Source organism: Winogradskyella wandonensis (assembly GCF_004346845.1).
In the GTDB taxonomy this organism is placed as follows: domain Bacteria; phylum Bacteroidota; class Bacteroidia; order Flavobacteriales; family Flavobacteriaceae; genus Winogradskyella; species Winogradskyella wandonensis.
In genome coordinates, this window is sequence record NZ_SMGI01000002.1 from 864,560 (window position 1) to 889,574 (window position 25,015).

Below are 25,015 nucleotides of genomic sequence, written 5' to 3' on the forward strand. Positions count from 1 at the left end.
TGTAACTGTGTAAGTTGTTGTTTTTAGTTGAAGAAAGCGCCGAAAGGCACTTTTTTTTTAGATTGTTATTCAGTGTTGGCAGAAGACATACTCTTTTGCAATTTTCGGATTTAGCGTTGGTTGGTGCGAATTGCAAATGTGTATGGCTTTAAGCGTTGGTTTCTTCCTGAGCGTATTCCGTTTTCAATTCCTCAAATATTTTTTCAATCTCAACATAATTCGGCTGTCCAGATAGTTGCGTAATGTCATAATCCAAACAAAATTCAATGTCCTTTTGTGACATATAGTGTTCGTGTATTAATTCCTCATTTATTTGCTCTTCAATGTTAATGTAACGTCTTTCTTCTTCGTCTTGACTTTCTATTAAAAACTTCGCAAAACCATCTTGAATTGCTGATTTTGTTTTTTCTTGAATTTCGTCAGCGAATTTTAATATTTCAGTGATTTTTTCGTCTACGGTTTCTTGTGCTTTGAAAAAGATATTTCCGTTACTGTGGGCAATATCATTTCTCAAAGAAACAATTTTTTTGTATTTACCAATTTGGTCTTTTCTAAGGCCGAAAAATGTAAAAAGTAGAAAAACTCTGCTTTCATTTTCTTCACTAAATGTAAAAGGTGATGAAGCACCAACAAAACAATCTTTGAAGCCTAAAGTTATCTTGTCGTAATCTTCTTGATGTATTTTCTTGATTTGCCAAACATTAAAATACACGAAACTCATAAACAGCATATGATAAGCCATAAATGAAAATTGATACTTTTCATTTGAATAATTACTTTCAAAAGAATCCCACAAAAACTCTATGTATTCTTGCTCTGTTCGGTTTTTAAATCGAATAGGTAAGTAGTTTAATATTTCGTAAGCTTCCTCCATTAGTTATAGTCAATTTCGTAGTTTACTTCTGGGTAATAATCTCGATATTTTATCCCGAAAATACTTTGAGAAGGAAGGTTTGTAATTAGATTATAATTGGTTATCAGTCTTTTGCTTTTTAATCTTTTATCGAAAAATGGGTCAATTTTATACTTCTTAATTTGAGGTGATAAATCCCAAACTAAACCTAAATGAGAGATACTGTTAATAAACAGTAAAGACTGTTCAGCAGTTGACAACTGTGCCCTTAAAGTTTTAGCATAAAAGTATTTTTCTTCTTTATTCAGTTTTTTATGTTCGTTAATAAAAGTATAGGTTTGAAATAAGTGCCTGAAATAATGACCTAATTTATATTGATGACCTCCATAGTATTTAATGTAGTTATTTGGGTATTTACTTTTTATTGCTTTCTCAACTACATTTGGATATTCTTCACTTTGAAAATTTGGATTATTCCTCAGTTCTCTTACAATCTCAAAAGCCTTTATTCTATTTTTTTTGTTAGCTATTTTATGAAGTGATTTCCAGTTTTTGTAATATTTACTTTGCTTAATTGGTTTCATAGAAAGAAACTCCAATATTGGCTCGTAAAATTCAGGTTTGTATTTATTTGCAAATTGGTCTTTTATGGTTTCTTTTCCTTCAGCACCCACTCCATAAAATATTATTAAATAAGGAATGTTAAGTTTTGCCAGAGCTACAGCATCAATTGTTGAGTTGGTTGCAATTAAGGACTCTTTTAGTTTAATTAGATACTCATCTTGATAAATATGCGACTCCTTCTTCTTTTTGAAAAAGAGAATCATTTCTTGTCTACATTTTAGAAATTGTGAAAATATATCGTGCAATTCTTTTCGACCACTTCTAGAATCTGTTTCCATTTCCTTAATATTTTCTCTATGCAGTTTGAGTAAATCAAAAAACTTACTTTCAAATCGTTCTTTTGTAGCAAATTTGGTCTGCTCATTTAAGGTTAGAATTAATATTAAGAAACCTGCTAAAGAGAAAAAGGTACCAACTACACCACCAATAAAATCACCAACTTGACCAGTTTCTGCCATTAAGGTTGGTTTGTTCAGTTCATAAGTATATTCTAATGAAAGTTTATGGAAGAAATACCAACTCACATAAATTCCTCCTAGAATACAAGCAATGGACAATATTTTTAGTAGTAACTTCATTATTCTCCCCAAACTTTTGCAATTCTATTTTTTATTTTTTGTTCAAAAATTTCAATTAGTTCTTTATTAGCATTTACTAATTTCTGCTCATTTTCAATTCTTGCTACAATTTCATTTTGCGTTTCAATTGGTGGATTCGGAATTGGAATTTTTTTCAAATCTGTAATTGATAGATTTGGTTGCATAAGTGAACGAGATTGCTCCTCCACATATTTGTAAACTACATCAGAACACAGGTAATGATATATAAAATTTAAATTTGCATTCTCTTTAGGTTTTAAACCTGCAACTCGTTGGTTCACTAGTGTATTATTCCAAGCTTCCGGAACTACTGCAACCTTAAGACCAGTAGAAATTATTGTACGAGTAAGTGATATAACAAGGTCACCTGTGTTTACTAGGTATTTGGAATATTCTTTTAAGTAAGTTTCTGGTAAGCGACTTGAATCATTATCAACAAATTCACGAACACCTACATTTGTTATTTTTATGCACTTTATAAGGTTTTCTTCTTTGAAATCTGAACTACTAAAACCATAACCACTTATAACTTCTGCTAGAGTATTTAATTCTGCTTTGTCCCAATCAGGGTCAATATCAATATTTGGTTTATAATTGTCTACCACCATTTTTGCTCCATCAATTATTTTTTGATAGTCTTCTATTTCGGAAACAATTTCTTCTTGAATAGATATGGGTGGAAGCGGTATTTTTACACCTTTAATATCTGGATTGTTTATTAATGCAATTCCTGCTGAATTTGATATACTCTTTAGGTCAAATTGCCTCATAAAGGAAAAGAGATATCTTGGATTCAGTATTTTTTCGTCATTTACGGTAATACCCATACAATTATTGTCAATAAGACAAGGTATTCTTGTAAACCTTTTTTTGTTTGTTGCTATTGCTGCTCCTCTTTTTGGGAAAACAATAGAGTTAATAGGTAGTAGTGAATATGACGTTTCTTTTATCCAATGTGAAGTTGTTACAATTTCATTTAAATTTTCTGGTAAGTTCATATCACTTACCTTAACACAAGCAATTTCGCCATCCTCTTGAAACTCTGTTAATACTCGACCATTATCTACTTTGATATAATCACCTAATTCTACAATAGGATAACTAGACAATCTAACCTCAATTAATTTATATCTTTCACCACTCAAATTATAATCTCCATTCTTCCCAATTTCTTTTTTATCTACTGAATGCGCAATTGTGGTATTTTCAAATTCCGTTCCTTGTGTAATAGAATATTTAAATGCTTTTGCGGTTTCAATAGCTTGCTCCAATTGTCCACCCTTTATTTCTCCTCTTTGTGAACCTAAACTGTAGCCATCATTGTCAATTTTAATAAATAGAATCTCATTACTTTTTTTAGCTAGTTCTTTGTCCAATAAAATGATTGAAGTTTTTACACCACTGTATGGATTAAAAACGCCAGCAGGTAAACTAACAACTGCATACAAATAGTTTTCAACAAGCATTTTTCTTAAATCTTTATAAGCGGTACCACCTTGAAAAATGATACCTTCAGGAACTATTATTCCAGCTCTTCCTTTTGGATTTAAATGCTCTGCGATATAATCTACAAAAAGCACTTCACTACGTTTACTATTGATTGTGAATTTTTTATGTGGTCTTATACCGCCTTTCGGACTCATAAAAGGTGGATTTGCTAAAATCACATCAAAATTTTCATTCCAACGTTCTTCACTGCTTAATGTGTCATATTCAAAAATGTGTGGTTCAGAAAAACCGTGTAAGTATAAATTAACCAAACTCAATCGCACCATATCTGGCGAAATATCATAACCTACAAAGTTTTGTATAAGTTTTTTGCGTTGGTCGGGTGTTAATTCGTTATTGTTTTTCTCTTTTATATACTTAAAAGCAGAAATTAAAAAACCAGCAGTTCCACAAGCTGGGTCCATAACAGTATCGGTTTTACTTGGGTCAACAATTGCTACCAAGAAATCAATAATGTGTCTCGGTGTTCTAAATTGACCTGCATCACCTTGCGAACCCATTACTGAGAGCAAATATTCAAACGCATCACCTAATTTCTCACTATGCGTGTATTCAAATTCACCTATTGTTTTTAAAAATAGTTTTAAAGTTTCTGGGTCACGATATGGTAAATATGCATTATTGAAAATATCTCTAAACAATTGAGGAATGTTAGGATTCTTTTCCATACTCTCAATAGCTTCCGAATACAAACGCAACATTTCAGATGCGGTTACTTTAGTATCAAAAAGTCTATCCCAACTATAATTTGAAAAAGGAATTGTGATTTCTTTTTCTTCATCTTTTGGGTCTGGAATTGTATAGTCCGAAAAGAATTTTGCTTTTCCACCTAAATCAATTGCTTCTTTATCCATATCAGCCATAAACTTGTAAATTAAGCCTATGGTGATTTGCTCTATTTGAGCTTTTGGGTCAGGAAGTTTACCTACTAAAATGTCTCGGCAGTCGTCAATTCTTTTTTTTGTTATAGTATCTAACATAAATTTCTTTTAAGCAGCAAACTGCTCTAGTTTTATATAATCTTTAATGTACACTGGAATCACTTCACGATATTTTGTTGCAACTGCCTTAAATTGTGAAATGGTCAATGTAGGATTGGTTTGTAATGCTTGAAAATCTTTCGTTTCTATTATTTTTCTAATGTCTTGGTCAACGATATAGGCTTTAAAAAAATATTTCAAAGCTCTAATATTAATGTCATTTTCTTCTGGTGGATAAATAGAAATGAATTTATCAAATTCTTCTTCTAATAATTCATCCTTTGATTTGAATTTTGGAATAATACCAAATACCTTTTCTACAACTTCACGAATAGAAACTTTTCTGTCAATTTTGGCTGCTTTTCGCAGTTTTTCTAAATTGAAATATTCTTCTGGTTTATCAAATATTTCTGCTTGAATATGGCTCACAACGTGTTCCCAATTTCCAAGTTCTACGTTCTTTTTTATGATATCATCCATTGCGATTCTGTCTTCGAACTTCTTGAAAAGTTCTCTGTCAATTCGCATTCCTTCATACCCAATTTGTTCTTCATTAACCGTTAAAATTGGGTCTGGTCTTAAACTGTTGTATTTATCAATATCAATTCCGCCACCACAATTTTCACCTTTTCCGCTTTTAGGTTTTGGTAGTTTTAGTTTTTCGTCATAATCAAATTTTTCTTCGAAATATTCGCAATTAGCAAAGAAGTCGAATAGTTTAAATACTTCTTTTTCTTCTTTTATTATTTCTACTTCGTTGAGTTCGTTTTTAAACTTGTGTGTAAACGTATGTTTACGAGTACCACGACCTTTTATTTGTACAAAATCAGCAGGACTAAATATTGGTCGCATCATACATAAATTAAGTAAATCAGGACAATCGTAACCAGTTGTCATCATACCAACCGTTACACAAATTCTAGTTTTACCAGTTTTATAACCTTCTAACCAAGATGATTTTCCATTAAGGTTATTGTTTGTAAAATTGATAGTCATTTGTTGAGCATCACCAACTTGTGAAGTCACTTGAACTGCAAAATCTGAATTGTATTTGTTCGGATATAATTGTTCTGCGAACTCGTTAAGAATTTCAGTGATTTTTCTTGCGTGATTTTGACTAACTGCAAAAATGATTGTTTTGCCAATTTCTTTTGTAATTGGGTCACGTAATGCATTTTCTAAAAACGTTTTACAGAAAACACGATTTGTTTTTTCTGAGAAAAACTTTTTCTCAAAATCTCTTGAAACAAAGGTTTCGGTTTCTTCTCCTTCTTCTGTTGTAATTGCAACAGAATAACCTTCGTCAGAAAGTAATTGTGTTGTTATTTCTGTTCTAGCATCTAAAACTCTTGGATTGATTAAGAAACCATCTTTAACACCATCTAACAAAGAATATCGAAAAGTTGGGTCACCACCTTCGCAACCGAAGGTTGCATAGGTATCTCTGAGCAAACGCCTTTCGATTTCTCTTGGGTCGTTTTCTTTTACTTTATCAATATCAACACTTTTTAAATAATCTTTTGGTGTTGCAGTTAATCCCAATTTATAACCGTGAAAATATTCGAAAACAGCTCTTGCGTTACCAGAAATTGAACGGTGAGATTCATCCGAAATAAGCAAGTCAAAATCTGTTGGTTTAAACTCGTATCTGTATTTGTTGTCGAACATTAAAGATTGAATAGTAGTAACAACTATGTCTGCTTTTCTCCAATCGCTTTTATGTTCTTTGTAGATAAATGTTGTGTAATCTGGTTTAAGATAATTGGTAAATGCTTTCCAAGCTTGGTCTTCCAATTCCAATCTGTCTACTAGAAACAAAACTCTTCTTGCGTTTTGAGTTCTTAGAAAAAGTCGAATTACTCCAGCAGCAGTAAGTGTTTTTCCAGTTCCAGTCGCCATTTCAAAAAGAAAACGGTCTTTTTTGTTCGCAACTGCATTTTGTAATTTTTGAATTGCCTTTAATTGGTAATGTCTTAAAAATCGTAAACCATTATTCCAAACAAAGTCTTTACTGTCAATTGGATTTCCTTTCCATTCAGGTCTCTCTGCATAATCAGGCATTTGCACAATTGCGATAAAATCATCTTTGATTTCTTCGTTAGCTAATGATGTTCTGTCAGGATTCCATTCTTTGATTGCACCAATTTCACTTGGCGAAGGAAATTTGTAAATCGGTTTGGGATTTCCCTTTTCTAAGTTCCAAAGGAAATGTACAATTCCGTTTGAAAGAATTATAAATTGTGCTCCAACTGTCTTTGCATATTTTCTAGCTTGTTCTTTTGCAACAAGTGGATGAAGACTTTCCTTTTTTGCTTCTAAAACGCAAATTGGTTTGTTGTTACTGTCAACAAGTAAAAAGTCTAAAGAACCAGACTTTACTTTTTCAAAATCATTTCCCCAAGCGTCAACTTCAGTTTGGGTGATTTTCACGTGATTTTCAAGTAAGATATTCGCAGAACCTTGCTCATTGTCAAAAAATCTCCATCCCGCTTCTTCGAGCAATTGGTTGATTTTTATTCTTGCGTGAGCTTCGTTGAACATGGTTTAAAGATAAAAAAAGCCCTTGTTTGCGCAAGGGATAATTTTCTGGTTTCATTTTTATGATGGTATCCCATAAAAGTCATGCGGTGAATAGGCGCCGAGATTCAGATAATCGCGTGGATTGTCCCTGGCAATTTGGTCAAATTCTTCTTCACTAAGCCCAGCGCGCATGTTTGCCAAAAGGTCTTTATCGCTATTATGGTTGCGCACCACGTAAAAATCGGAGCCGTACAATACCCGCTTTTTTAGTTTGGGATTGGTAAGTGTTTGTTTAAGCAATGGTAAAATAAAGTCGTCGTGCAATATGTAACTGATATCGGCATATACATTAGGGTATTGTAACATCAGGCTACAGATAATAGAATACCAATCGACATGATTCCAAATAAAAGCAGGTTTACCAGGTTTTGGGTTTCCGTTTTTATCGGTTAAAAAATGAATACCGTTATTAGGAAGAAGCACCAATTGCGAGGTGTAATTATCTCTATCGGCTTCCAAAAATTTGTTCCATTGGTCTTCACCTCCAAAATGGGCAAAACATAATTTTAGGTCGCTAAGTCCTTTACCGTCTTTTACAGTTTTGGCGTCGTCATCACAGTGAAACACCTTTCGCAGTTCTTGGCGGTAGGCTTCTTTTTCTTGTTGTGCTTTTTTAGTTTTGGTGGGTCCAAAATCATTAAGCTCATTAATCACTTTGTACAATAAGGTATTGTCTAATAAGCACAGATAGTTCATGGGATGCGAGAAGTTATTGCAAAAGTCAATGTTCTTTACTTCGTTTAAGTATAGTGGCGTGTCTTTTTGTGCTTCGACATAGTCGGCGTCCAAGTCTATATCGTAAGCAGTTACGGTATTGTCATCGCATTTGGTTTTTTCTACGCGGTTTATTTTACCTTCGGTAAATACGGGATGCTGGTCCCATTTTGGTTTTTTGGTGCCTCGGTAAAAAATTGTACCTCTAATACAATGCGTCATCACAGGAATGCCATGGTCTGCGGCGTATTTCCACAGGACCAAAAGCCGATGGTCAAACGGATAATAGCCTAAGGCAGGATATATTTTTATACCTGCAATACCTGCTTTAAAATACTGTGCGACTTTACAGTTTTCGTCTAGTACAACCTTGCCATTGGCGTCTAAACTATAGTTAAAATAGGCTTTGTCCTGCATCCGTTCGGGATGCGCAAACATAAAAGGGAAGAAATGGTTATTGCTGTCCTTTTCCTTGATGTCTATTAAATCTTGCATTTGCGTGTAGTAATCACCTGCAAACGCACCTGCTTTCATGTATTCCATATCCATAGGCAATACAACAAACTGCGTATTTTCAGGGTATTGTTTTTTAAGTCTGTGATAAATGCCACTTTGGGTTTTGTACTTTGCAAATTCACCGATTTGTAGATAGCGGTTAAAAAGGGACACAAAGTCTTTTCCTGGTAAGACTTTAAATTGTTTCAATAGGCCTTTGAGCATATTTCTAACCGACTTAAACACAATAATGATAAGAATAAAGAGGCCAATTTGTGCCCATACAGATTTAACTTCGAGCATTGTTCCGCTATTTTCTAGCCATTTAAATACCTTCCGCAGACCTTCTAAAAAGAGGTTGCTGTAGGTGGTATCAAAGTCCATGAGTGCTCGCCCAAAATAAAAGGTAATTAATACAAACAGGTAAATGTCTAGCAAGACTTTAATCGTGCCAATGACCCACATGCGCTTTAGCCATATCTCGATACGATACCAGTCTTGCAGCCAATTTTTGTACCACGAACTGTACTTAAAAGGTTTTATCTGCTTGTTGTACCAACGCACCAATTGTATAACTCGTGTCATGGAAATAAACCAGGCAACAGGTCTAGGTACAAAGGTTCGCGCGAGATAAGGTGGCACGTGGTCTCCTGTAAAAATATGCGTGTGGCAATTAATAATTGGTGGTTTTTGTGGCATGCTACTCTGGTTTAGAATTCTTTAGTCAGCGGCTTCTTTTGGCGTGTTATTACTCCTAAATCTATTTACGAAAGAAGTCAAGTTAGTTGCATAGCCTACCATAAGTTGTGGGAATACACCGTCAGTTCCTGTATGATAGGTCATTCCAAGACTAGCGTAAATACCACCATCGGAGTTCTTAGGATTTGTGAGCCAGTAGAAATTGGCTTTTACATGCAATAAGTCACCTTTTTGATTAAGCACCATATCCTCGAAATCAGTTTCTCCCAAAAGAATTTGATCGCTAAATTCAAAAAATTCGTAATTGAAATTTACATCAGCTCCAAAGTTGTTTTGTGGTCTAAATTCAAAATTTAAATAAGGTCCGTGACCTGTCGTAAAAACCTGTCCTTCAGTAACATTGTCTAAATTGTCAGTGACATCAGTAAATCGGTAACCAGTGCGGTAATAACTTCCTTTGTAGCCTAATGACGTGTTTAAGAACCAACCTTTAGATTCATAGCTGATTAGGTCAAGGTAGATGTCGGCATTGATATTACGTTTGGTGTATAAGTCAAATTCATTAACATTTTCATTGTTTTGGAAGCCCATAAATCGCGTATCATCTTCAAAGCTATTGTTCAACGCCACAGATACAGAGGCAATAAATTGCCTTGTGGCTGTCCATTCACCCCAATTCCTTGTGTTCATAGGCACTAATAGAGTAGCCTGTGCATTCAGTACCGAATTGCTATTGCTAGAGTTTAACCCTAGAACATCAGAATAAATTACACCAGTAAAAAAGTCAAAAAAGCGACGTTGCACGACAGGTTGGGAGCTCTTCTCTTTAGTTTCGGTAGATAATTCTACTTGGTCATTGGCAATGGAGTAATTAAAAAACTGATCCGATTGAAAGTCAAAAACATCATTGTAATCGATCCATATTTCTTGACAATTACTAGTTGTGGCCGATACTCGCATTCCGTAATTATTAAACCATCGTAGTGGAACACTAAAGCTGTTGTTCACAAAGATTAATCGCTCATTCTTGTAAGTAGCTTCTACATAAATGGATGAGGCTTTATTATTAAAAAATTGAACTAATGCACGATTGAGCTTGATGGTTTGTGAACCATCTAAACTGGATTTTACTACCTGAATATCACTTCCTTCCTTACAATTCTTATGTGCATTTATTTTGCGTATAACTGCGGTTTCATTCAGGCTTAATCGACCTGAATACTGGTCTTCGGCATTATCGATATCATTTAAAATCCTTTGTTCCTCTTGTAGTGCATCGCGCTTGCGCTGCAGGACTTTTTCTTTTATCGCCAGTAAACCGTTTTGTTGGTTTCCTAGATTATCATAAATATAATCCTCAGAAAACGTGGCATTCATAGTTTGTACGATACCTTGTGCGAGAACACTTTTATCTACATCCCAACCGTATTCATCAGTTTTTCCAGTGGTATCCGCTAGCTTTATTTGAATGATAAAACTGTTGTCTTTAGACAGATAATTGAGTTGGTATACGGTATTACCTACTTTAACCGATTCTAGATATTGATATTTCTCCTCCTGGGCAAAAGAAATCGACACAAAAAAGACTAAACAAAGCGTTGCGAAAAGCGTTTTCATAATTCGTTGGTTTTAGGTTGATAATATTAAGAGCAAACACAACAGAACAACACACCCAAATTGAAGTGCTTGTGTTGTGTGCCAACAACGAATTAAAATGTAAGTGATTGTAAATTAAATAGCTGACATAAAGCTATATAAAAAATCCTACACGAACAAAAAATCAATCCTTAAAACTAATACGGTCTCTTATACCGCCACTTTCACGATGTATAATTACATCAGCTTTCTTTCTTTTGGCAATAGTTTTCGCTTTGTTAATCGCCGTAGATTGTTTACGGTGTTTAGAGGTAATACGTGTGTTGCCTTCACGTCTTACAGCCCAACCATCTTCATAAGGCACAACATGTTGGTGCCATGTGCGGTTGTTGGATGCAGAGCCTGTCGAAGCACCAAAAGCTTCGAGAATAACCTTAATGATATCAACTATAGCTTTAGACCAAGACTTTGAAGGCATATTTTAAAAATTATGAGTTCATCAAATCTTCAATCTCTTCAGCTTCAATTGGGATATTTCTCATAAGGTTAAAAGGCTCACCAGATTCTTGAACCACAACATCATCTTCTAAACGAATACCAAAACCTTCGTCTGGGATGTAAATTCCTGGTTCCACAGTAAAAACCATATTGGCTTGCATTGGTTCGTGAAGCAACCCATAATCGTGGGTGTCTAAACCTATATGATGACTTGTACCATGCATAAAGTATTTTTTGTAGGCTGGCCAATCTGGGTTTTCGTTTTGTACATCGGCTTTATCCAAAAGACCAAGACCCAATAATTCTGAAGTCATGAGTTTACCAACTTCTATATGATAGTCTTCCCAATACGCACCAGGAACGAGTAGCTTTGTCGCTTCGTTTTTAACACGATTTACCGCATTGTAGACTTGCTTTTGTCGCTCTGTAAATTTCCCTGAAACAGGAATAGTACGGCTCATATCGCTACTGTAATTAGCATATTCTGCACCAACATCAAGCAGAATTAAATCGCCAGCTTTACATTGTTGGTTATTTTCAATGTAATGCAATACGTTAGCATTGTTTCCTGAAGCTATAATTGGTGTGTACGCAAAACCTTTAGAACGGTTGTTTAAAAACTCGTGCATAAACTCGGCTTCCAGATTGTATTCCCAAACACCAGGTTTAGTAAACTTAAGAATACGTCTAAACCCTTTCTCGGTAATATCGCAGGCTTTTTGCATTAAGTCTAATTCTATTTGGTCTTTTACAGAACGTAAACGTTGTAAAATAGGATTACTTTTGGCCACATTATGCGCAGGATATTTGTCTTTTAGCCATTTGGTAAAACGGTCTTCGCGCGTTTCGGTTTCTACATTGGCACGGTAATGCTCATTAGTATTAATGTAAACCGTTTCGGCTTGGGTCATTAATTCAAATAGCACTTTTTCTAAATCTTGTAACCAATAAACCGTTTTTATACCAGAGGTTTCAAAGGCCTTTTCTTTAGTCAGTTTTTCGCCTTCCCAAACGGCAATATGGTCATTTGTTTCTTTAAGAAATAAGATTTCGCGATGTTTCGCTTTTGGACAATCTGGGTATAGCACCAAAATACTTTCTTCTTGGTCAACACCACTGAGGTAAAAAATATCACGATGTTGCGCAAAAGGCAATGTGCTATCTGCACTAACAGGATAGATATCGTTAGAATTAAAAACGGCTAAACTGTTTGGTTGCATTGCAGCCATAAAGTTTTTACGGTTTTTTATAAAAAGTTGGTGGTCGATTAAATCGTATTTCATGAGTAATGATTTTCTGTCTGTTTGAACTAACGGTAGTGTGTAATTCGTAATCGTTTCAAAAATAAACAAACAAAGCCATAAGCAAAAGCAAAGCAGACATTCTGTTAAACTTTTATTAGCAATTTTGAAGCTGAAAAGAGATTGGTTAATTTCATGCCACTAAAAAACCACCACCATGAACTATTTTAAAATATTCTCATTTTTTCTTTTTATCTCTTCAGTTTTAGGATTTGCGCAACAACCAGCAACATCTGCCGAAACTATAAAAACGGCCTTAGAGCAAAAACGCCAAATGACCGAAAACTCATTGGTAAAAAACGTGCCTTTTAAAAACATTGGGCCAACCATAATGAGTGGTCGTGTAGTCGATGTCGATGTGAATCCAGAAATGCCTTCAGAGTTTTACGTAGGCTACGCGTCTGGAGGTGTTTGGCATACAACAAATAATGGGACAACTTTCGAGCCAATTTTGGATTCATCAGATACTCAAAATGTAGGTGATATTGCTGTGCATTGGCCAACTCGAACTATTTATGTAGGTACAGGTGAGAATAATGCGTCGCGAAGCTCTTATGCAGGTATAGGTATTTTAAAATCTACGGATAACGGTAAGTCTTGGGAAAATTTGGGTCTCATGGACGCACACCATTTTGCGCCGATATTAATTCATCCAGAAAACCCTGATGTGGTCGTTGTTGGTGCAACGGGACATTTATATTCTGAAAATAACGAACGTGGCATTTACAAAACTACCGATGGCGGAAAAACATGGAAACAAACCCTTTTTGTAGATAATATGAGTGGTATTATTGATTTGCAGCAAAATCCAAATAATTACAATGTGATGTTTGCCACATCGTGGACAAAAGACCGTAAAGCATGGAATTTTACAGGTAACGGAAGCAACTCTGCCATTTACAAAAGTACTGATGCTGGCGAAACGTGGACAAAAGTATCGACAAAAGAAAGTGGTTTCCCAACGGGCGAAGGTGTTGGACGTATTGGTATTGCCGTTTTTGACGACAATACAGTGTATGCCATACATGATAGTCAATTTCGTAGACCTGATGCTTCGACAGGCTCAGCAACCAAGCGTGGTTTAACAAAAGACGACTTTAAGTCGATGTCTAATGCTGAATTTTTGGCACTTGATGACAAAAAACTAAATACATTTTTAAAGACCAATGGCTTCCAAGAAAAATACCGCGCAGAGAATGTAAAGCAAATGGTACGCAGCGGAAATGTAAAACCGATTGATTTAGCAAAGTATTTAGAAGATGCCAACTCTATGTTATTTGACACACCTGTTGTTGGCGCAGAAGTGTATAAAAGTATCGATGGCGGAAAAACGTGGAAGAAAACACATGACGATTATTTGGATGGTATCTACTTTAGTTACGGTTATTATTTTGGACACATCCATGTATCACCAGCTGATGCTGATGATATTTATATTTATGGCGTGCCGATTTTAAAATCTAAAGATGGCGGTAAAACCTTCAAATCTATTAGTGCTGAGAATGTTCACGCCGACCATCATGCGCTTTGGATTAATCCTAAAAATCCAAATCATTTGGTAAATGGAAATGACGGTGGCGTTAATATTACGTATGATGATGGCGAAAATTGGATTAAAAACAATTCACCTTCAGTTGGGCAATTTTATGCGATTAACGTGGATAACGAAAAACCCTATAACGTTTACGGTGGGTTGCAAGATAACGGCGTTTGGAAAGGTGCTAACAATGCCAGAGAAGATAAAAGTTGGCATCAGCAAGGCCAATATCCTTGGAAATCTATTATGGGTGGTGATGGCATGCAAATTCAGATAGATAACAGAAATTCTAATGTTGTTTACACAGGATTTCAGTTTGGTAATTATTATCGTTTAAACTTAGAAACTGGAGATAGAACGTACATTCAGCCAAAGCATACCTTAGGTGAGAATCCATATCGTTTTAATTGGCAAACCCCAATATTACTGTCGCCTCACAATCAAGATATCTTATATTTTGGTGGCAATAAATTAATGCGAAGCATGAATCAAGGCGATGACTGGGAAGCGATTAGTCCAGATTTAACTAATGGCGGTAAAAAAGGAAACGTAGCTTATGGTACGTTGGCGACCATTAGTGAAAGTCCGTTTAAATTTGGTGTAATTTATACCGGTAGTGACGATGGACTAGTGCATGTTACTAAAGATGCAGGTGGCAGTTGGACAAACATTTCTACCGGATTACCAAAAGATTTGTGGGTGAGTCGTGTTGTGGCGTCTCAGCACAAAAAGGAGCGTGTTTATGTAACGCTTAACGGATACCGTTGGGACGATTTTAAGGTGTATGTTTATATGAGTGATAATTATGGGCAAACTTGGAAAGAGATTTCTGGAAATATTCCAGCGTCGCCAGTAAATGTGATTCGTGAAGATTCTGAAAATGAAAATATTCTGTATTTAGGGACAGATAATGGCGCTTATGTGTCTTTTAACCAAGGTGAAACTTGGCAGGCATTTTCAAACGGAATTCCAAATGTAGCTGTGCATGACATCGTTCTTCAACCTGAAGCAAAAGACCTACTATTAGGCACGCATGGACGAAGCATATACAAAGCAAACATAGCGCCTTTACAGATGATGAATTCTAAAATGAATGCTGAAGCTGTGACGCTTTTTAACATCAATCCAATTCGTCATTCAGGACGTTGGGGAAGCTCTTGGAGTAAATGGTTAGACGCTTACGAGCCAGAAACAACAATTCAGTTTTTTAGCAATTCAAAAGAAGAAAAAGTAATTAAAATCCTATCAGAAAACGGTGCTGAATTAAATCGAATGACCGTTAAAGCGGATAAAGGCTTTAATTATGTAGATTACAATTTAGAATTAACCAAAAAAGGGAGAAAAGCTTTATTAAAAGAAAACACAAGCATTGATATTAACGAAGCCAGCAACGGAAAATATTATTTACCAAAAGGAAAATACGTTGTAGAGATTAATGGCGCTAAAACAGATTTAGTAATCAAGTAATTGACATTACTTTTGCATTTTTTTCACAGTATTTAAGTTTATTAACTGTAGTTTCGACACCGAATTGTTAGTCTAACAACTAAACGGTATACGTATTCGAGTTTTATAACGTTTAGTTTTATCATAATCATCATCAATCTAAACTAAAATGTCAAACCGCTTAATATTCCTTTTTTTACTGTATTTTACAATTTCTTCTTACGCACAAGAAGAATCAACCGACGAAGTCAAAATATTTCTAGACTGCGGTCGTTGCGACCAAGAATTTCTTAGACAAAACTTAGGTAACGTTCAGTTTGTGCGCGACCAAGGTTTAGGAGATGTTCATATTTTCGTGGTCACACAACGTAACGGTGCGGGCGGCAGAAGTTATGAGATGGATTTTATTGGTAAAAACGACCTTGAAGCCATCAATTATAAACTTACGTTTTCTACCGATGCTAATATGACGCGTGATGACGAGCGCAGGCGTACCATGGAATATTTAAAGTTGGGGTTAGTGCGTTTTTGGATAGCGCGAGGAACTATTGATGAGGTAGTTGTTAATGTACCTACACCAGAAAATGAAGAAGAAAAGGTCGAAGAAAAAGACCCATGGAACTATTGGTTATTCAGAGTTGGAGCTAACGGATTTTTCACTGGCCAAGAGCAAAGCAGCCGAAGTAATATTAATTTTAATATGTCCGCCAGACGTGTAACAGAGGCCAATAAGTTTAACATGTTTATGCGCTATGGAGAGAGTAGGTCTACATTTACGTTTATAAATGACAATGAAGAAGAAGAAGATTTCAAGGTCTTTAACAACAATAAGCGTCTTAATGTAAGTGATATTTTAAGCATCAACGACCATTGGTCCTATGGTTTTTTTGGTAGTGTTGGGACATCTACCTTTAGTAATTTTGATTTGTTTTGGACGTTTAGACCAGCCTTGGAATATAGCTTTTTCGATTATAAAGATTCTGCCAAAAAACAATTAACGATATCCTATAGAAACGGTATCCGATATAACGATTATATCGAAAGAACTGTCTTTAACGAAACTGAAGAATATCTTTGGGAACATGGATTGCAATTAGGAGGTCGTATCAATCAAGAATGGGGCAACATGAATGCCGAGGTGTCTTTTAATCAGTTTTTACAAGATACCAGATTAAACTCCGTCAATTTCTTTTTAGGTACAAGAGTTAGACTTTTTAAAGGCTTTAATTTCGATGTAAGTGGTAGTTATTCTATTACAAGAAATCAAGTAAATATTCCTGGAGGTGACTTAACAGTAGAAGAGTTGCTATTACAGCAACAGCAACTACAATCTGGTTTTGATTACTTTGTAAGTGTTGGTTTTAGTTATGCGTTTGGCTCTATTTATAACACCATTGTCAATCCACGTTTTGATTTTTAATTAAAACGATTCTAAATAAGTGATTAGTCTTTTGTGTTGTTGCCAAAACGCCTTTTGAGCAGTATCTTTGTACGACTAACAAATAAGAATAAATCTACAATGAGCGGAATTTTAAATTCTTCGATTGGAAGAAAGTTTGCGATGGCGCTTTCTGCACTCTTCCTAATGGTTTTTTTACTTCAACATTTTTCAATTAATATTTTATCGGTTTTTAGTCCAGACACCTTCAATGAAGTGTCTCATTTTATGGGAACATTTTGGGTAGTTCAGTACTTATTGCAACCTGTATTAATTTTTGGTGTGGTATTCCATTTTGTAATGGGCTTTGTTTTAGAATACCAAAATAAGAAAGCCAGAAAAGTTGGCTATGCAAAAACAAGTCGCGCTGCAAATTCTACATGGATGAGTAGAAATATGTTACTAACAGGTCTTGTGGTACTAGCGTTTTTAGCCTTGCACATGTACGATTTTTGGGTTCACGAAATGCAAGTAAAATATATCCAAGGCGATATGTCTGGTCTTATTAATCCAGATAATGCAGAGTCAGGATTTAGATATTATGAAGAGCTACGTGAGAAGTTTGTTGACCCAATAAGAGTCGGTTTCTATGCTGTCTCTTTTGTACTGTTAGCATTACATTTATTGCACGGTTTTAATTCGGCGTTTCAATCCGTTGGTGCTAACAATAAATACGTTAAAGGATTAAAAGGCTTTAGTAAAGTATATGCTATCGGAATACCAGCAGGATTTATTTTTATAGCTTTATTTCATCACTTCACCCACTAAAAACAGTATACGATGTCAATATTAGATTCTAAAATACCAGAAGGTCCTTTAGCGGACAAGTGGACAAAACATAAAAACGATATTAATCTTGTTAACCCAGCAAACAAGAGGCTTATAGACGTTATCATTGTAGGAACGGGTTTAGCAGGTGGCTCTGCTGCTGCGACACTTGCAGAGTTAGGTTATAACGTAAAGGCATTTTGTTTTCAAGATTCACCAAGACGTGCACACTCTATTGCGGCACAAGGTGGAATTAATGCTGCAAAAAACTATCAAGGTGATGGTGATTCTACATACCGATTATTTTACGATACGGTAAAAGGTGGTGATTACCGTTCTCGTGAGGCTAATGTTTATCGATTAGCTGAAGTGTCTACAAACATTATTGATCAGTGTGTTGCACAAGGCGTGCCTTTTGCGAGAGAATACGGTGGACTTTTAGATAACCGTTCTTTTGGTGGTGTATTAGTGTCAAGAACATTCTACGCAAAGGGGCAAACGGGACAACAATTGTTATTAGGTGCTTATGCAGCTATGAACCGTCAGATTGGTCGTGGAAAAATTAAAATGTACACGCGTCACGAAATGCTAGACGTTGTTGTAGTAGATGGTAAAGCCCGCGGAATAATTGCGCGCAATTTAGTTACCGGTGAGATTGAAAGACATTCAGCACATGCTGTTGTTTTAGGAACAGGTGGATATGGTAATGCATTTTATCTTTCAACCTATGCTATGGGTAGTAATGTAACGGCTGCTTGGAAAGCGCACAAACGCGGTGCATTCTTTGCAAACCCTTGTTACACTCAGATTCACCCAACATGTATTCCGGTTTCTGGAGACCATCAGTCTAAATTAACGCTGATGTCAGAGTCGTTACGTAATGATGGGCGTATTTGGGTACCAAAACATAAAAAAGATGTAGAAGCTATAAGAAATGGTAGTTTAAAACCTACTGAAATAGCTGAAGAAGATAGAGATTATTACTTAGAGCGTCGTTATCCTGCCTTTGGAAACTTGGTGCCACGTGATGTAGCCTCAAGAGCAGCTAAAGAGCGTTGCGATGCTGGCTATGGTGTTAACCAAACAGGAGAAGCAGTTTACCTAGATTTCGCGGCCGCGATTGAGCGTTATGGAAAAGAACAAGCCTACGTAAAAGGTCTTGATGTGAACGATAAAAAACTAGTTACGGATTTAGGCAAAAAAGTGGTTGAGAACAAGTACGGAAACTTATTCCAGATGTACGAAAAAATCGTAGACCAGAATCCGTATGAAACGCCTATGATGATTTATCCTGCCGTTCACTATACTATGGGTGGACTTTGGGTAGATTATAACTTAATGACTACGGTACCTGGATTATATGCCATCGGAGAAGCTAATTTCTCTGACCATGGTGCTAACCGTTTAGGAGCTTCGGCATTAATGCAAGGTTTAGCGGACGGTTATTTTGTGTTGCCATACACTATTGGAGATTATTTAGCTCACGACATTAGAACTGGACCAATTCCAACAGACACCAAAGAGTTTGATGAAGCTGAAGAGAAAGTAAGAGCAGACATTGATAAATTTATTACTAATAAAGGCTCTAAGTCTGTAGATTATTTCCACAAAAAATTAGGTAAAATTATGTGGAATAAATGCGGAATGGCACGTAATGAGAAAGAGCTTAAAGAAGCGATTACAGAGATTGCTGAGTTACGCGAAGAATTCCATAAGGATGTTTTTGTACCTGGAACAGACACAGAGTATAACGAAGAATTAGCAAAAGCAGGACGTGTCGCAGATTTCCTAGAATTAGGAGAATTGTTTGCTAAGGATGCACTTGAGCGTGAGGAGTCTGCTGGAGGTCACTTTAGAGAAGAGTATCAAACTGAAAGTGGTGAGGCGCTTAGACGTCCAGAATATCAGTATGTATCAGCTTGGGAATACAAAGGAAAACCTAGTGAAGCAGTTCATCATAAAGAAGAATTGCAGTATGAAAATATTGAAGTGAAAGAGCGTTCGTATAAATAAGAATCAACATAACTAACCAATCAATAATCAATTATGAATTCTAACATTTTAAAATTAAAATTAAAAAGAGTTGACCCAGTAAAGTATGCAATTATCGCGTCTTTGTTAACTATGTTAATAATGCTAATTGTATTTGTACCATTTATGTTATTATTTTCAGCTATCGGTTTAGGTGCAGCGACAGAATCTTTTGGAGCGGCTGGAGCTATTGTAGGTAGCGGAATATTCATGATTATTTTTGTGCCTTTAATCTATGGTGCAATCGTATTTGTTATAACATTAATTGCCACAGCTCTTTTAAACTTTATATTAAAGAAAACAGGCGGACTTGATGTTGATTTTGAAAAAGTTGGTTTCGATTTTGAAGCTACTCAAGCAAATCAGGGTCGCATAGAACAATAAAAACAAAAATTGCTATGATGAATTTAACGTTAAAAATATGGCGTCAAAAAAACGCTAGTGATAAAGGAAAGATTGTAGATTATCCTGTAAGTGGTATTTCTCCAGATATGTCTTTTTTAGAGATGCTAGATGTTTTAAATCAGGAGCTAATTGAAAAAGGTGAAGAGCCAGTAGCTTTTGATCATGACTGTAGAGAAGGTATATGCGGCACATGCTCATTGTACATCAATGGTAGAGCTCATGGGCCACAAACAAAAATTACTGCTTGTCAATTGCACATGCGTAGTTTCAAGGACGGCGATACCATCTACATAGAGCCATGGAGAGCAGAAGCATTCCCAATTGTAAAAGATTTAATTGTAGACCGTTCTTCTTTTGACAGAATTCAGCAGGCAGGAGGATTTATTTCGGTAAATACATCTGGTAATACGCAAGACGCAAACGCAATACCTATCGAAAAAGAAAACGCGGATAAAGCGTTTGATGCAGCTACATGTATCGGTTGTGGTGCTTGTGTAGCAAGTTGTAAAAACTCTTCAGCAATGTTATTTGTTTCTGCTAAAGTATCGCAATTTGCCTTATTACCACAAGGCCAAGTAGAAGCTACTGACCGTGTGCTTAATATGGTGAAGCAAATGGATGAAGAAGGTTTTGGTAACTGCACTAATACAGGAGCTTGCGAAGTTGAATGTCCCAAAGGTATTTCCTTAGAGAACATTGCTCGAATGAATCGCGAATACCTTTCAGCAACGCTTAAAGGTTAATTAACGATTTAACCATTATAAACTTGAAAAAAAGTCCTAAGTTTAATCTTAGGACTTTTTTTATCAGTTTTAATTTTAATAATACAAAATGGTAAACTTCATTAGACATTTCTGCCTATTTATTAGTGTCTTAGTAATATCAAGTTGCGCTCAGAATCAATCACTAAACAAAGACGTTAGCGCATCTAATATTACTTATGATAGTAAGCAACTTTTAAAGAATATAAAAACATTAAGTTCTGATGTCTATGAAGGTCGTGGCACTGGTACTGAAGGTGCAGCAAAAGCAAGAGCTTACATCATTGAACAGTTTAAGTCTATGGATGTTGAGCCTTTTGGAACATTCGAGCATAAATTTTCGTTTAGTAGAAGAGATAAAACTATAGACGCGGTTAATGTATTAGCAAAAATAAAAGGTAAAACATATCCCGAAAAGTACATTGTTATCAGTGCACACTACGATCATTTAGGCAAAAGAGATGGCAAGATATACAATGGCGCAGATGATGATGCTTCTGGTATAGCGGCTTTATTTGCTTTTGCGGAGGTTTTAAAGAAAAACCCACCCAGACATACCGTAATTTTAGCGGCGTTCGATGCCGAGGAAATGGGCTTACAAGGCGCAAATTACTTTGTCGAAAAAATGAAAGATGCGAACATCTTGGCCAATATTAATATGGATATGATTAGCCGCAGTTCTAAAAATGAATTGTATGTAGTAGGCAGTAGATATTCCGATAAATTAGATTCAATAATTAAAGCTTTTAAAAACCCAACCGATACAAAGCTTTTAGTGGGCCATGATGGTACGGATGGTAAAATGGATTGGACCTATTCATCTGATCATGGCCCTTTTCATAAAGCCAGTATTCCATTTTTATACTTTGGTAACGAAGACCACGCCGCTTATCATAAACCAACGGACGATTTCAAAGATATTACGCCAGAGTTTTATAAAAATGCTGTGACGATAATTATTGAAGTTTTTAGAGATTTAGATGCTTCAAGTTTATAACCTTATTTAGAGATAAGGATATAGGATTTAGTATATTTCGCTTTTTATTGACTAAATATGCAGAATCCTTTAGAGTTTTACAGCAATCAGCTAGACACCAATAATGCCAAGGTTCGGAAACTTTTTAAAACCCTAAGTCTTTATAGCCTATTACGCTTAAGTATTTTTGTAGGAACAGGTGTTGGGATATATTTTACTTTTAACCATTGGAAAATAGCCCTCGCTATTTCGATTATTGGCACTACTATCTTTTTAATTTTGCTTTCAAAATATACAGATTTAAAGGTAGAACGCGCACGTTATAAAAGATTGGTAAAAATTAATGATGAAGAACTTCAGATAGCTTCAGGAAATTTTCATGATAGAGAAGATGGTTCAGAATATCAAAACCCAAAGCATTTTTATAGTCTAGATATCGATTTGTTTGGTAAAGGGTCTTTCTTTCAGTTTATCAATAGAACAACGATTAAAGAAGGTACTCATAAGCTGGTTCACAGTTTATTGGCTAATAATATCTCTGATATAAAAAAACGACAAAATGCGATTAAAGAGTTAGCAGAAAAACCCATATGGCGACAAAACTATTCTGCCATTGCGCAAGGTGTCACGGTAGAACATTCGGCAGAAAGTATTATTAAGTGGTTAAAATCCTATACACCTTTTTTAAATAAAATATGGTTTTATATAACTGTACTCTTCAGCCTTTTATCTCTAGTATTTTTTGTCTTGGCTGTAGCGGAGATTATGCCAATAGCCTATTTTGGATATTGGCTATTACTTGGTTTAGGATTAACGGGTCGTTTTCTAAAGCGAATAAATAACGTTTCTCTTTATACATCGAAAGCAAAGGAAACTTTTAGACAATATGCCCAACTTCTAAGCGCTATAGAGAATATTGCTTTTAAGTCAGAACTTTTAAGAGAGCAACAATACAAAATTGAATCTGAAGGAAAAAAGGCATCAGAAATATTTTCAAAATTTTCTAAGTACATTGATGCCTTAGACAATAGGAATAATCTGATTTCTGCCATTTTCGGAAACGGGTATTTTCTATGGGATATAAGGCAAACTTACTACATAGAACAATGGATTAACACCTATGCTCATAAGGTTGAAGATTGGTTTGAAGTTGTCACCTTTTTTGATGCTTACAATAGCCTAGGAAACTATGCTTTTAATCATCAGGAATTCACATATCCTAAAATTTTAGATTCTGAGCATACAATCTTTGCTAAAGACTTAGGTCATCCTTTATTAAATTCAGAAAAGCGAGTAGATAGTGATTTAGAATTAAAACAAGAACAGTTTTTTATAGTCACTGGCGCAAACATGGCTGGGAAAAGCACCTTTTTAAGAACCGTAGCTTTGCATATTGTTATGGCCAATGTTGGTTTGCCAGTATGTGCAAAAGAGAGTAAATACAAGCCTATTAAACTCATTACGAGTATGCGCACCACAGACTCTTTAACAGATGATAGTAGCTATTTCTTTAGTGAGCTTACACGTTTAAAATTTGTGGTTGACACTATAGAAAAGGATAATAACTATTTCATCATACTAGATGAAATCTTAAAAGGAACAAATAGTACAGACAAAGCCATTGGTTCACGAAAGTTTGTAGAAAAATTAGTGAAACTCAATGCCACGGGAATCATTGCCACACATGACTTAAGCCTTACAGAAATCGAAAGCGAATTAAAAGCTGTAAAAAACTACTTTTTTGATGCTCAGATAGTCAATGACGAGCTCTTTTTTGATTACAAACTAAAACAAGGCATTTGCCAAAACATGAATGCGAGTTTTTTGTTGAAGAAGATGGAGATTGTTTAATATGAAGATTTAGTGTTTTGTCATGCTGTCCCGAAGCTTCGGGAGTTTCAGCATCTCATAAATTTCAAAAGAGTTCTTTATTATCAATAGAGTGACAAAAACAAAAAAACCCTCTCTATCCCGAAGCATCGGGAGAAAGGGTTTTTTAAATAATTTATAAAAGACTGTTTAATTAAGCTTCAAAAGGCTCAATTGAAACGTAAGACTTGTTGTCTTTCTTTTTAGTAAATTTTACGATACCATCAACTTTAGCATGTAAAGTGTGGTCTTTTCCTTGGTATACGTTCTCACCTGGGTGATGCGTGTTACCACGTTGTCTAATGATAATATTCCCAGCAACAGCAGCTTGACCACCAAATATCTTTACACCTAAGCGTTTCGATTCTGATTCTCTACCGTTTTTCGAACTACCAACTCCTTTTTTATGAGCCATTGTCTTAAGGTTTTATATTGCCAGCCTTGTCGGCTAGACAGGTTATACTTCTAATGGATTAAGCAATTATGCTTTACCACCATCTAATTCGTCTTGCCATTTTTTAAGCTCGTCCCACTTACCATCTGCAGCTAATTTAGCTTGTTCTGGCCAAGTGTCAGTAACATGGTTACCACGAACTCCAGCGATAATTTCAGAAATTGCTTCTGGCTTAGCTTTTGCTAAATCAGCGAAAGTAGCAATACCAGCTTCTACTAAAGTAGATGCAATTTTTGGTCCAATACCTTCAATTTTCTTTAAATCATCAGCTTTACCAGTTGCCTTTTTAGTAGCTGGTTTAGCAGCAGCCTTTGGCGCAGCTTTTTCAGCTTTAGGAGCAGCAGCTTTTGCTTCTACTTTTGGTTCAGCTTTTTTAGTTTCCTTTTTTGGAGCGGCTTTTTTGGCTCCTGAAGCTGTAATACCTTCGATTACGATTTCAGAAAGCGCTTGACGGTGACCATTCTTAACTCGGTAACCTTTACGTCTTTTCTTTTTGAAAACAATAACCTTGTCACCTTTAAGGTGCTTTAAGACTTTAGCACTTACCTGTGCTCCGTCTATAGCTGGGGCGCCTAAAGTTACATTGTCACCATCACCAATTAAAAGAACGTTATCGAAAGAAACTTTCTTACCTTCTTCTGTTGCTAAACGGTTAACAAAAACTTTTTGGTCTTTTTCAACTTTAAATTGATGCCCTGCTATCTCTACAATTGCGTACATAGCGTAACGTTTTTATTAATTTGTTTATAAATCAAAATAGCCTTCTTCTAAGAAAGCGGGTGCAAATATACGCTTAAATTCCTAATCTGCAAACGTTTTAAAGGGTTCGATGCCACATTTTTAAGATGGTATTTGTGATTTACTTTTATTAATAGGTGAAAC

General features: G+C 35.5%; 18 protein-coding genes. 8 read left to right on the forward strand and 10 right to left on the reverse strand.

Annotated features, from left to right (window positions below):
• Nucleotides 1-148: 148 nt before the first annotated feature.
• The 8 genes from DFQ05_RS08700 to DFQ05_RS08735 form a co-directional block, all read right to left on the reverse strand.
• On the reverse strand, nt 149-874 hold the full coding sequence (locus tag DFQ05_RS08700) for a hypothetical protein (protein WP_132704993.1): 726 nt from the start codon (nt 872-874) through the stop codon (nt 149-151).
• Complete coding sequence (locus DFQ05_RS08705; protein ID WP_132704994.1) at nt 874-2,055, reverse strand: putative phage abortive infection protein; 1,182 nt, start codon at nt 2,053-2,055, stop codon at nt 874-876. The genes DFQ05_RS08700 and DFQ05_RS08705 overlap by 1 nt, the downstream gene beginning before the upstream one ends.
• Nucleotides 2,055-4,565 carry an N-6 DNA methylase gene (locus DFQ05_RS08710; protein ID WP_132704995.1) on the reverse strand — a complete coding sequence of 837 codons (2,511 nt, stop codon included), beginning with the start codon at nt 4,563-4,565 and terminating at the stop codon, nt 2,055-2,057. Before DFQ05_RS08710 ends, DFQ05_RS08705 begins: the two co-directional genes overlap by 1 nt.
• Nucleotides 4,566-4,574: 9 nt before the next feature.
• Nucleotides 4,575-7,106: a DEAD/DEAH box helicase family protein gene (locus DFQ05_RS08715; protein WP_132704996.1), complete on the reverse strand. Its 2,532-nt coding sequence runs from the start codon at nt 7,104-7,106 to the stop codon at nt 4,575-4,577.
• Nucleotides 7,107-7,163: 57 nt separating this feature from the next.
• The gene (locus DFQ05_RS08720) at nt 7,164-9,053 is read right to left on the reverse strand and encodes an amidohydrolase family protein (RefSeq protein WP_132704997.1); all 1,890 of its coding nucleotides are present in this window, start codon (nt 9,051-9,053) and stop codon (nt 7,164-7,166) included.
• 21 nt (nt 9,054-9,074) lie between these two features.
• The gene (locus tag DFQ05_RS08725) at nt 9,075-10,670 is read right to left on the reverse strand and encodes a hypothetical protein (protein ID WP_132704998.1); all 1,596 of its coding nucleotides are present in this window, start codon (nt 10,668-10,670) and stop codon (nt 9,075-9,077) included.
• 163 nt (nt 10,671-10,833) lie between these two features.
• Entirely contained in the window at nt 10,834-11,127 is a 294-nt protein-coding gene (locus DFQ05_RS08730) for a DUF2188 domain-containing protein (protein ID WP_132704999.1), read from the reverse strand.
• A gap of 10 nt (nt 11,128-11,137) precedes the next feature.
• Entirely contained in the window at nt 11,138-12,430 is a 1,293-nt protein-coding gene (locus DFQ05_RS08735) for an aminopeptidase P family protein (protein ID WP_132705000.1), read from the reverse strand.
• A gap of 175 nt (nt 12,431-12,605) precedes the next feature.
• Between DFQ05_RS08735 and DFQ05_RS08740 the strand changes: the two genes are divergently transcribed.
• From DFQ05_RS08740 to DFQ05_RS08775, 8 genes are all read left to right on the forward strand, one after another.
• Nucleotides 12,606-15,452, forward strand: a complete 2,847-nt coding sequence (locus DFQ05_RS08740) for a WD40/YVTN/BNR-like repeat-containing protein (RefSeq protein ID WP_132705001.1) — start codon at nt 12,606-12,608, stop codon at nt 15,450-15,452.
• 148 nt (nt 15,453-15,600) lie between these two features.
• On the forward strand, nt 15,601-16,851 hold the full coding sequence (locus DFQ05_RS08745) for a DUF481 domain-containing protein (protein WP_132705002.1): 1,251 nt from the start codon (nt 15,601-15,603) through the stop codon (nt 16,849-16,851).
• 99 nt (nt 16,852-16,950) lie between these two features.
• Nucleotides 16,951-17,637 carry a succinate dehydrogenase cytochrome b subunit gene (locus tag DFQ05_RS08750; RefSeq protein ID WP_132705003.1) on the forward strand — a complete coding sequence of 229 codons (687 nt, stop codon included), beginning with the start codon at nt 16,951-16,953 and terminating at the stop codon, nt 17,635-17,637.
• A 12-nt stretch (nt 17,638-17,649) separates the two neighbouring features.
• Entirely contained in the window at nt 17,650-19,650 is a 2,001-nt protein-coding gene (locus DFQ05_RS08755) for a fumarate reductase/succinate dehydrogenase flavoprotein subunit (protein ID WP_132705004.1), read from the forward strand.
• 33 nt (nt 19,651-19,683) lie between these two features.
• The gene (locus DFQ05_RS08760) at nt 19,684-20,052 is read left to right on the forward strand and encodes a hypothetical protein (protein ID WP_132705005.1); all 369 of its coding nucleotides are present in this window, start codon (nt 19,684-19,686) and stop codon (nt 20,050-20,052) included.
• A gap of 17 nt (nt 20,053-20,069) precedes the next feature.
• Nucleotides 20,070-20,816: a succinate dehydrogenase/fumarate reductase iron-sulfur subunit gene (locus DFQ05_RS08765; protein ID WP_132705119.1), complete on the forward strand. Its 747-nt coding sequence runs from the start codon at nt 20,070-20,072 to the stop codon at nt 20,814-20,816.
• 88 nt (nt 20,817-20,904) lie between these two features.
• Nucleotides 20,905-21,831 carry a M20/M25/M40 family metallo-hydrolase gene (locus tag DFQ05_RS08770; protein ID WP_132705006.1) on the forward strand — a complete coding sequence of 309 codons (927 nt, stop codon included), beginning with the start codon at nt 20,905-20,907 and terminating at the stop codon, nt 21,829-21,831.
• Between the two features lie 57 nt (nt 21,832-21,888).
• Entirely contained in the window at nt 21,889-23,661 is a 1,773-nt protein-coding gene (locus DFQ05_RS08775) for a MutS-related protein (protein WP_132705007.1), read from the forward strand.
• A gap of 172 nt (nt 23,662-23,833) precedes the next feature.
• Here DFQ05_RS08775 and rpmA read toward each other — a convergent pair whose 3' ends face one another.
• Nucleotides 23,834-24,094, reverse strand: coding sequence for a 50S ribosomal protein L27 (gene rpmA, locus DFQ05_RS08780; protein WP_132705008.1), 261 nt, complete (start codon nt 24,092-24,094; stop codon nt 23,834-23,836).
• A gap of 66 nt (nt 24,095-24,160) precedes the next feature.
• A complete protein-coding gene (gene rplU, locus DFQ05_RS08785) occupies nt 24,161-24,853 on the reverse strand; it encodes a 50S ribosomal protein L21 (protein WP_132705009.1) in 693 nt (230 codons plus the stop codon).
• Nucleotides 24,854-25,015: the final 162 nt, after the last annotated feature.

Coding starts and splice junctions, on each gene's coding strand:
- DFQ05_RS08725 (WP_132704998.1), bottom strand. CDS start 10,670: ATGAAAACGCTTTTCGCAACGCTTTGTTTAGTCTTTTTTGTGTCGATT.
- DFQ05_RS08715 (WP_132704996.1), bottom strand. CDS start 7,106: ATGTTCAACGAAGCTCACGCAAGAATAAAAATCAACCAATTGCTCGAA.
- DFQ05_RS08745 (WP_132705002.1), top strand. CDS start 15,601: ATGTCAAACCGCTTAATATTCCTTTTTTTACTGTATTTTACAATTTCT.
- DFQ05_RS08700 (WP_132704993.1), bottom strand. CDS start 874: ATGGAGGAAGCTTACGAAATATTAAACTACTTACCTATTCGATTTAAA.
- DFQ05_RS08775 (WP_132705007.1), top strand. CDS start 21,889: ATGCAGAATCCTTTAGAGTTTTACAGCAATCAGCTAGACACCAATAAT.
- DFQ05_RS08770 (WP_132705006.1), top strand. CDS start 20,905: ATGGTAAACTTCATTAGACATTTCTGCCTATTTATTAGTGTCTTAGTA.
- DFQ05_RS08765 (WP_132705119.1), top strand. CDS start 20,070: ATGAATTTAACGTTAAAAATATGGCGTCAAAAAAACGCTAGTGATAAA.
- DFQ05_RS08705 (WP_132704994.1), bottom strand. CDS start 2,055: ATGAAGTTACTACTAAAAATATTGTCCATTGCTTGTATTCTAGGAGGA.
- DFQ05_RS08710 (WP_132704995.1), bottom strand. CDS start 4,565: ATGTTAGATACTATAACAAAAAAAAGAATTGACGACTGCCGAGACATT.
- DFQ05_RS08750 (WP_132705003.1), top strand. CDS start 16,951: ATGAGCGGAATTTTAAATTCTTCGATTGGAAGAAAGTTTGCGATGGCG.
- DFQ05_RS08735 (WP_132705000.1), bottom strand. CDS start 12,430: ATGAAATACGATTTAATCGACCACCAACTTTTTATAAAAAACCGTAAA.
- DFQ05_RS08740 (WP_132705001.1), top strand. CDS start 12,606: ATGAACTATTTTAAAATATTCTCATTTTTTCTTTTTATCTCTTCAGTT.
- rpmA (WP_132705008.1), bottom strand. CDS start 24,094: ATGGCTCATAAAAAAGGAGTTGGTAGTTCGAAAAACGGTAGAGAATCA.
- DFQ05_RS08730 (WP_132704999.1), bottom strand. CDS start 11,127: ATGCCTTCAAAGTCTTGGTCTAAAGCTATAGTTGATATCATTAAGGTT.
- DFQ05_RS08755 (WP_132705004.1), top strand. CDS start 17,650: ATGTCAATATTAGATTCTAAAATACCAGAAGGTCCTTTAGCGGACAAG.
- rplU (WP_132705009.1), bottom strand. CDS start 24,853: ATGTACGCAATTGTAGAGATAGCAGGGCATCAATTTAAAGTTGAAAAA.
- DFQ05_RS08760 (WP_132705005.1), top strand. CDS start 19,684: ATGAATTCTAACATTTTAAAATTAAAATTAAAAAGAGTTGACCCAGTA.
- DFQ05_RS08720 (WP_132704997.1), bottom strand. CDS start 9,053: ATGCCACAAAAACCACCAATTATTAATTGCCACACGCATATTTTTACA.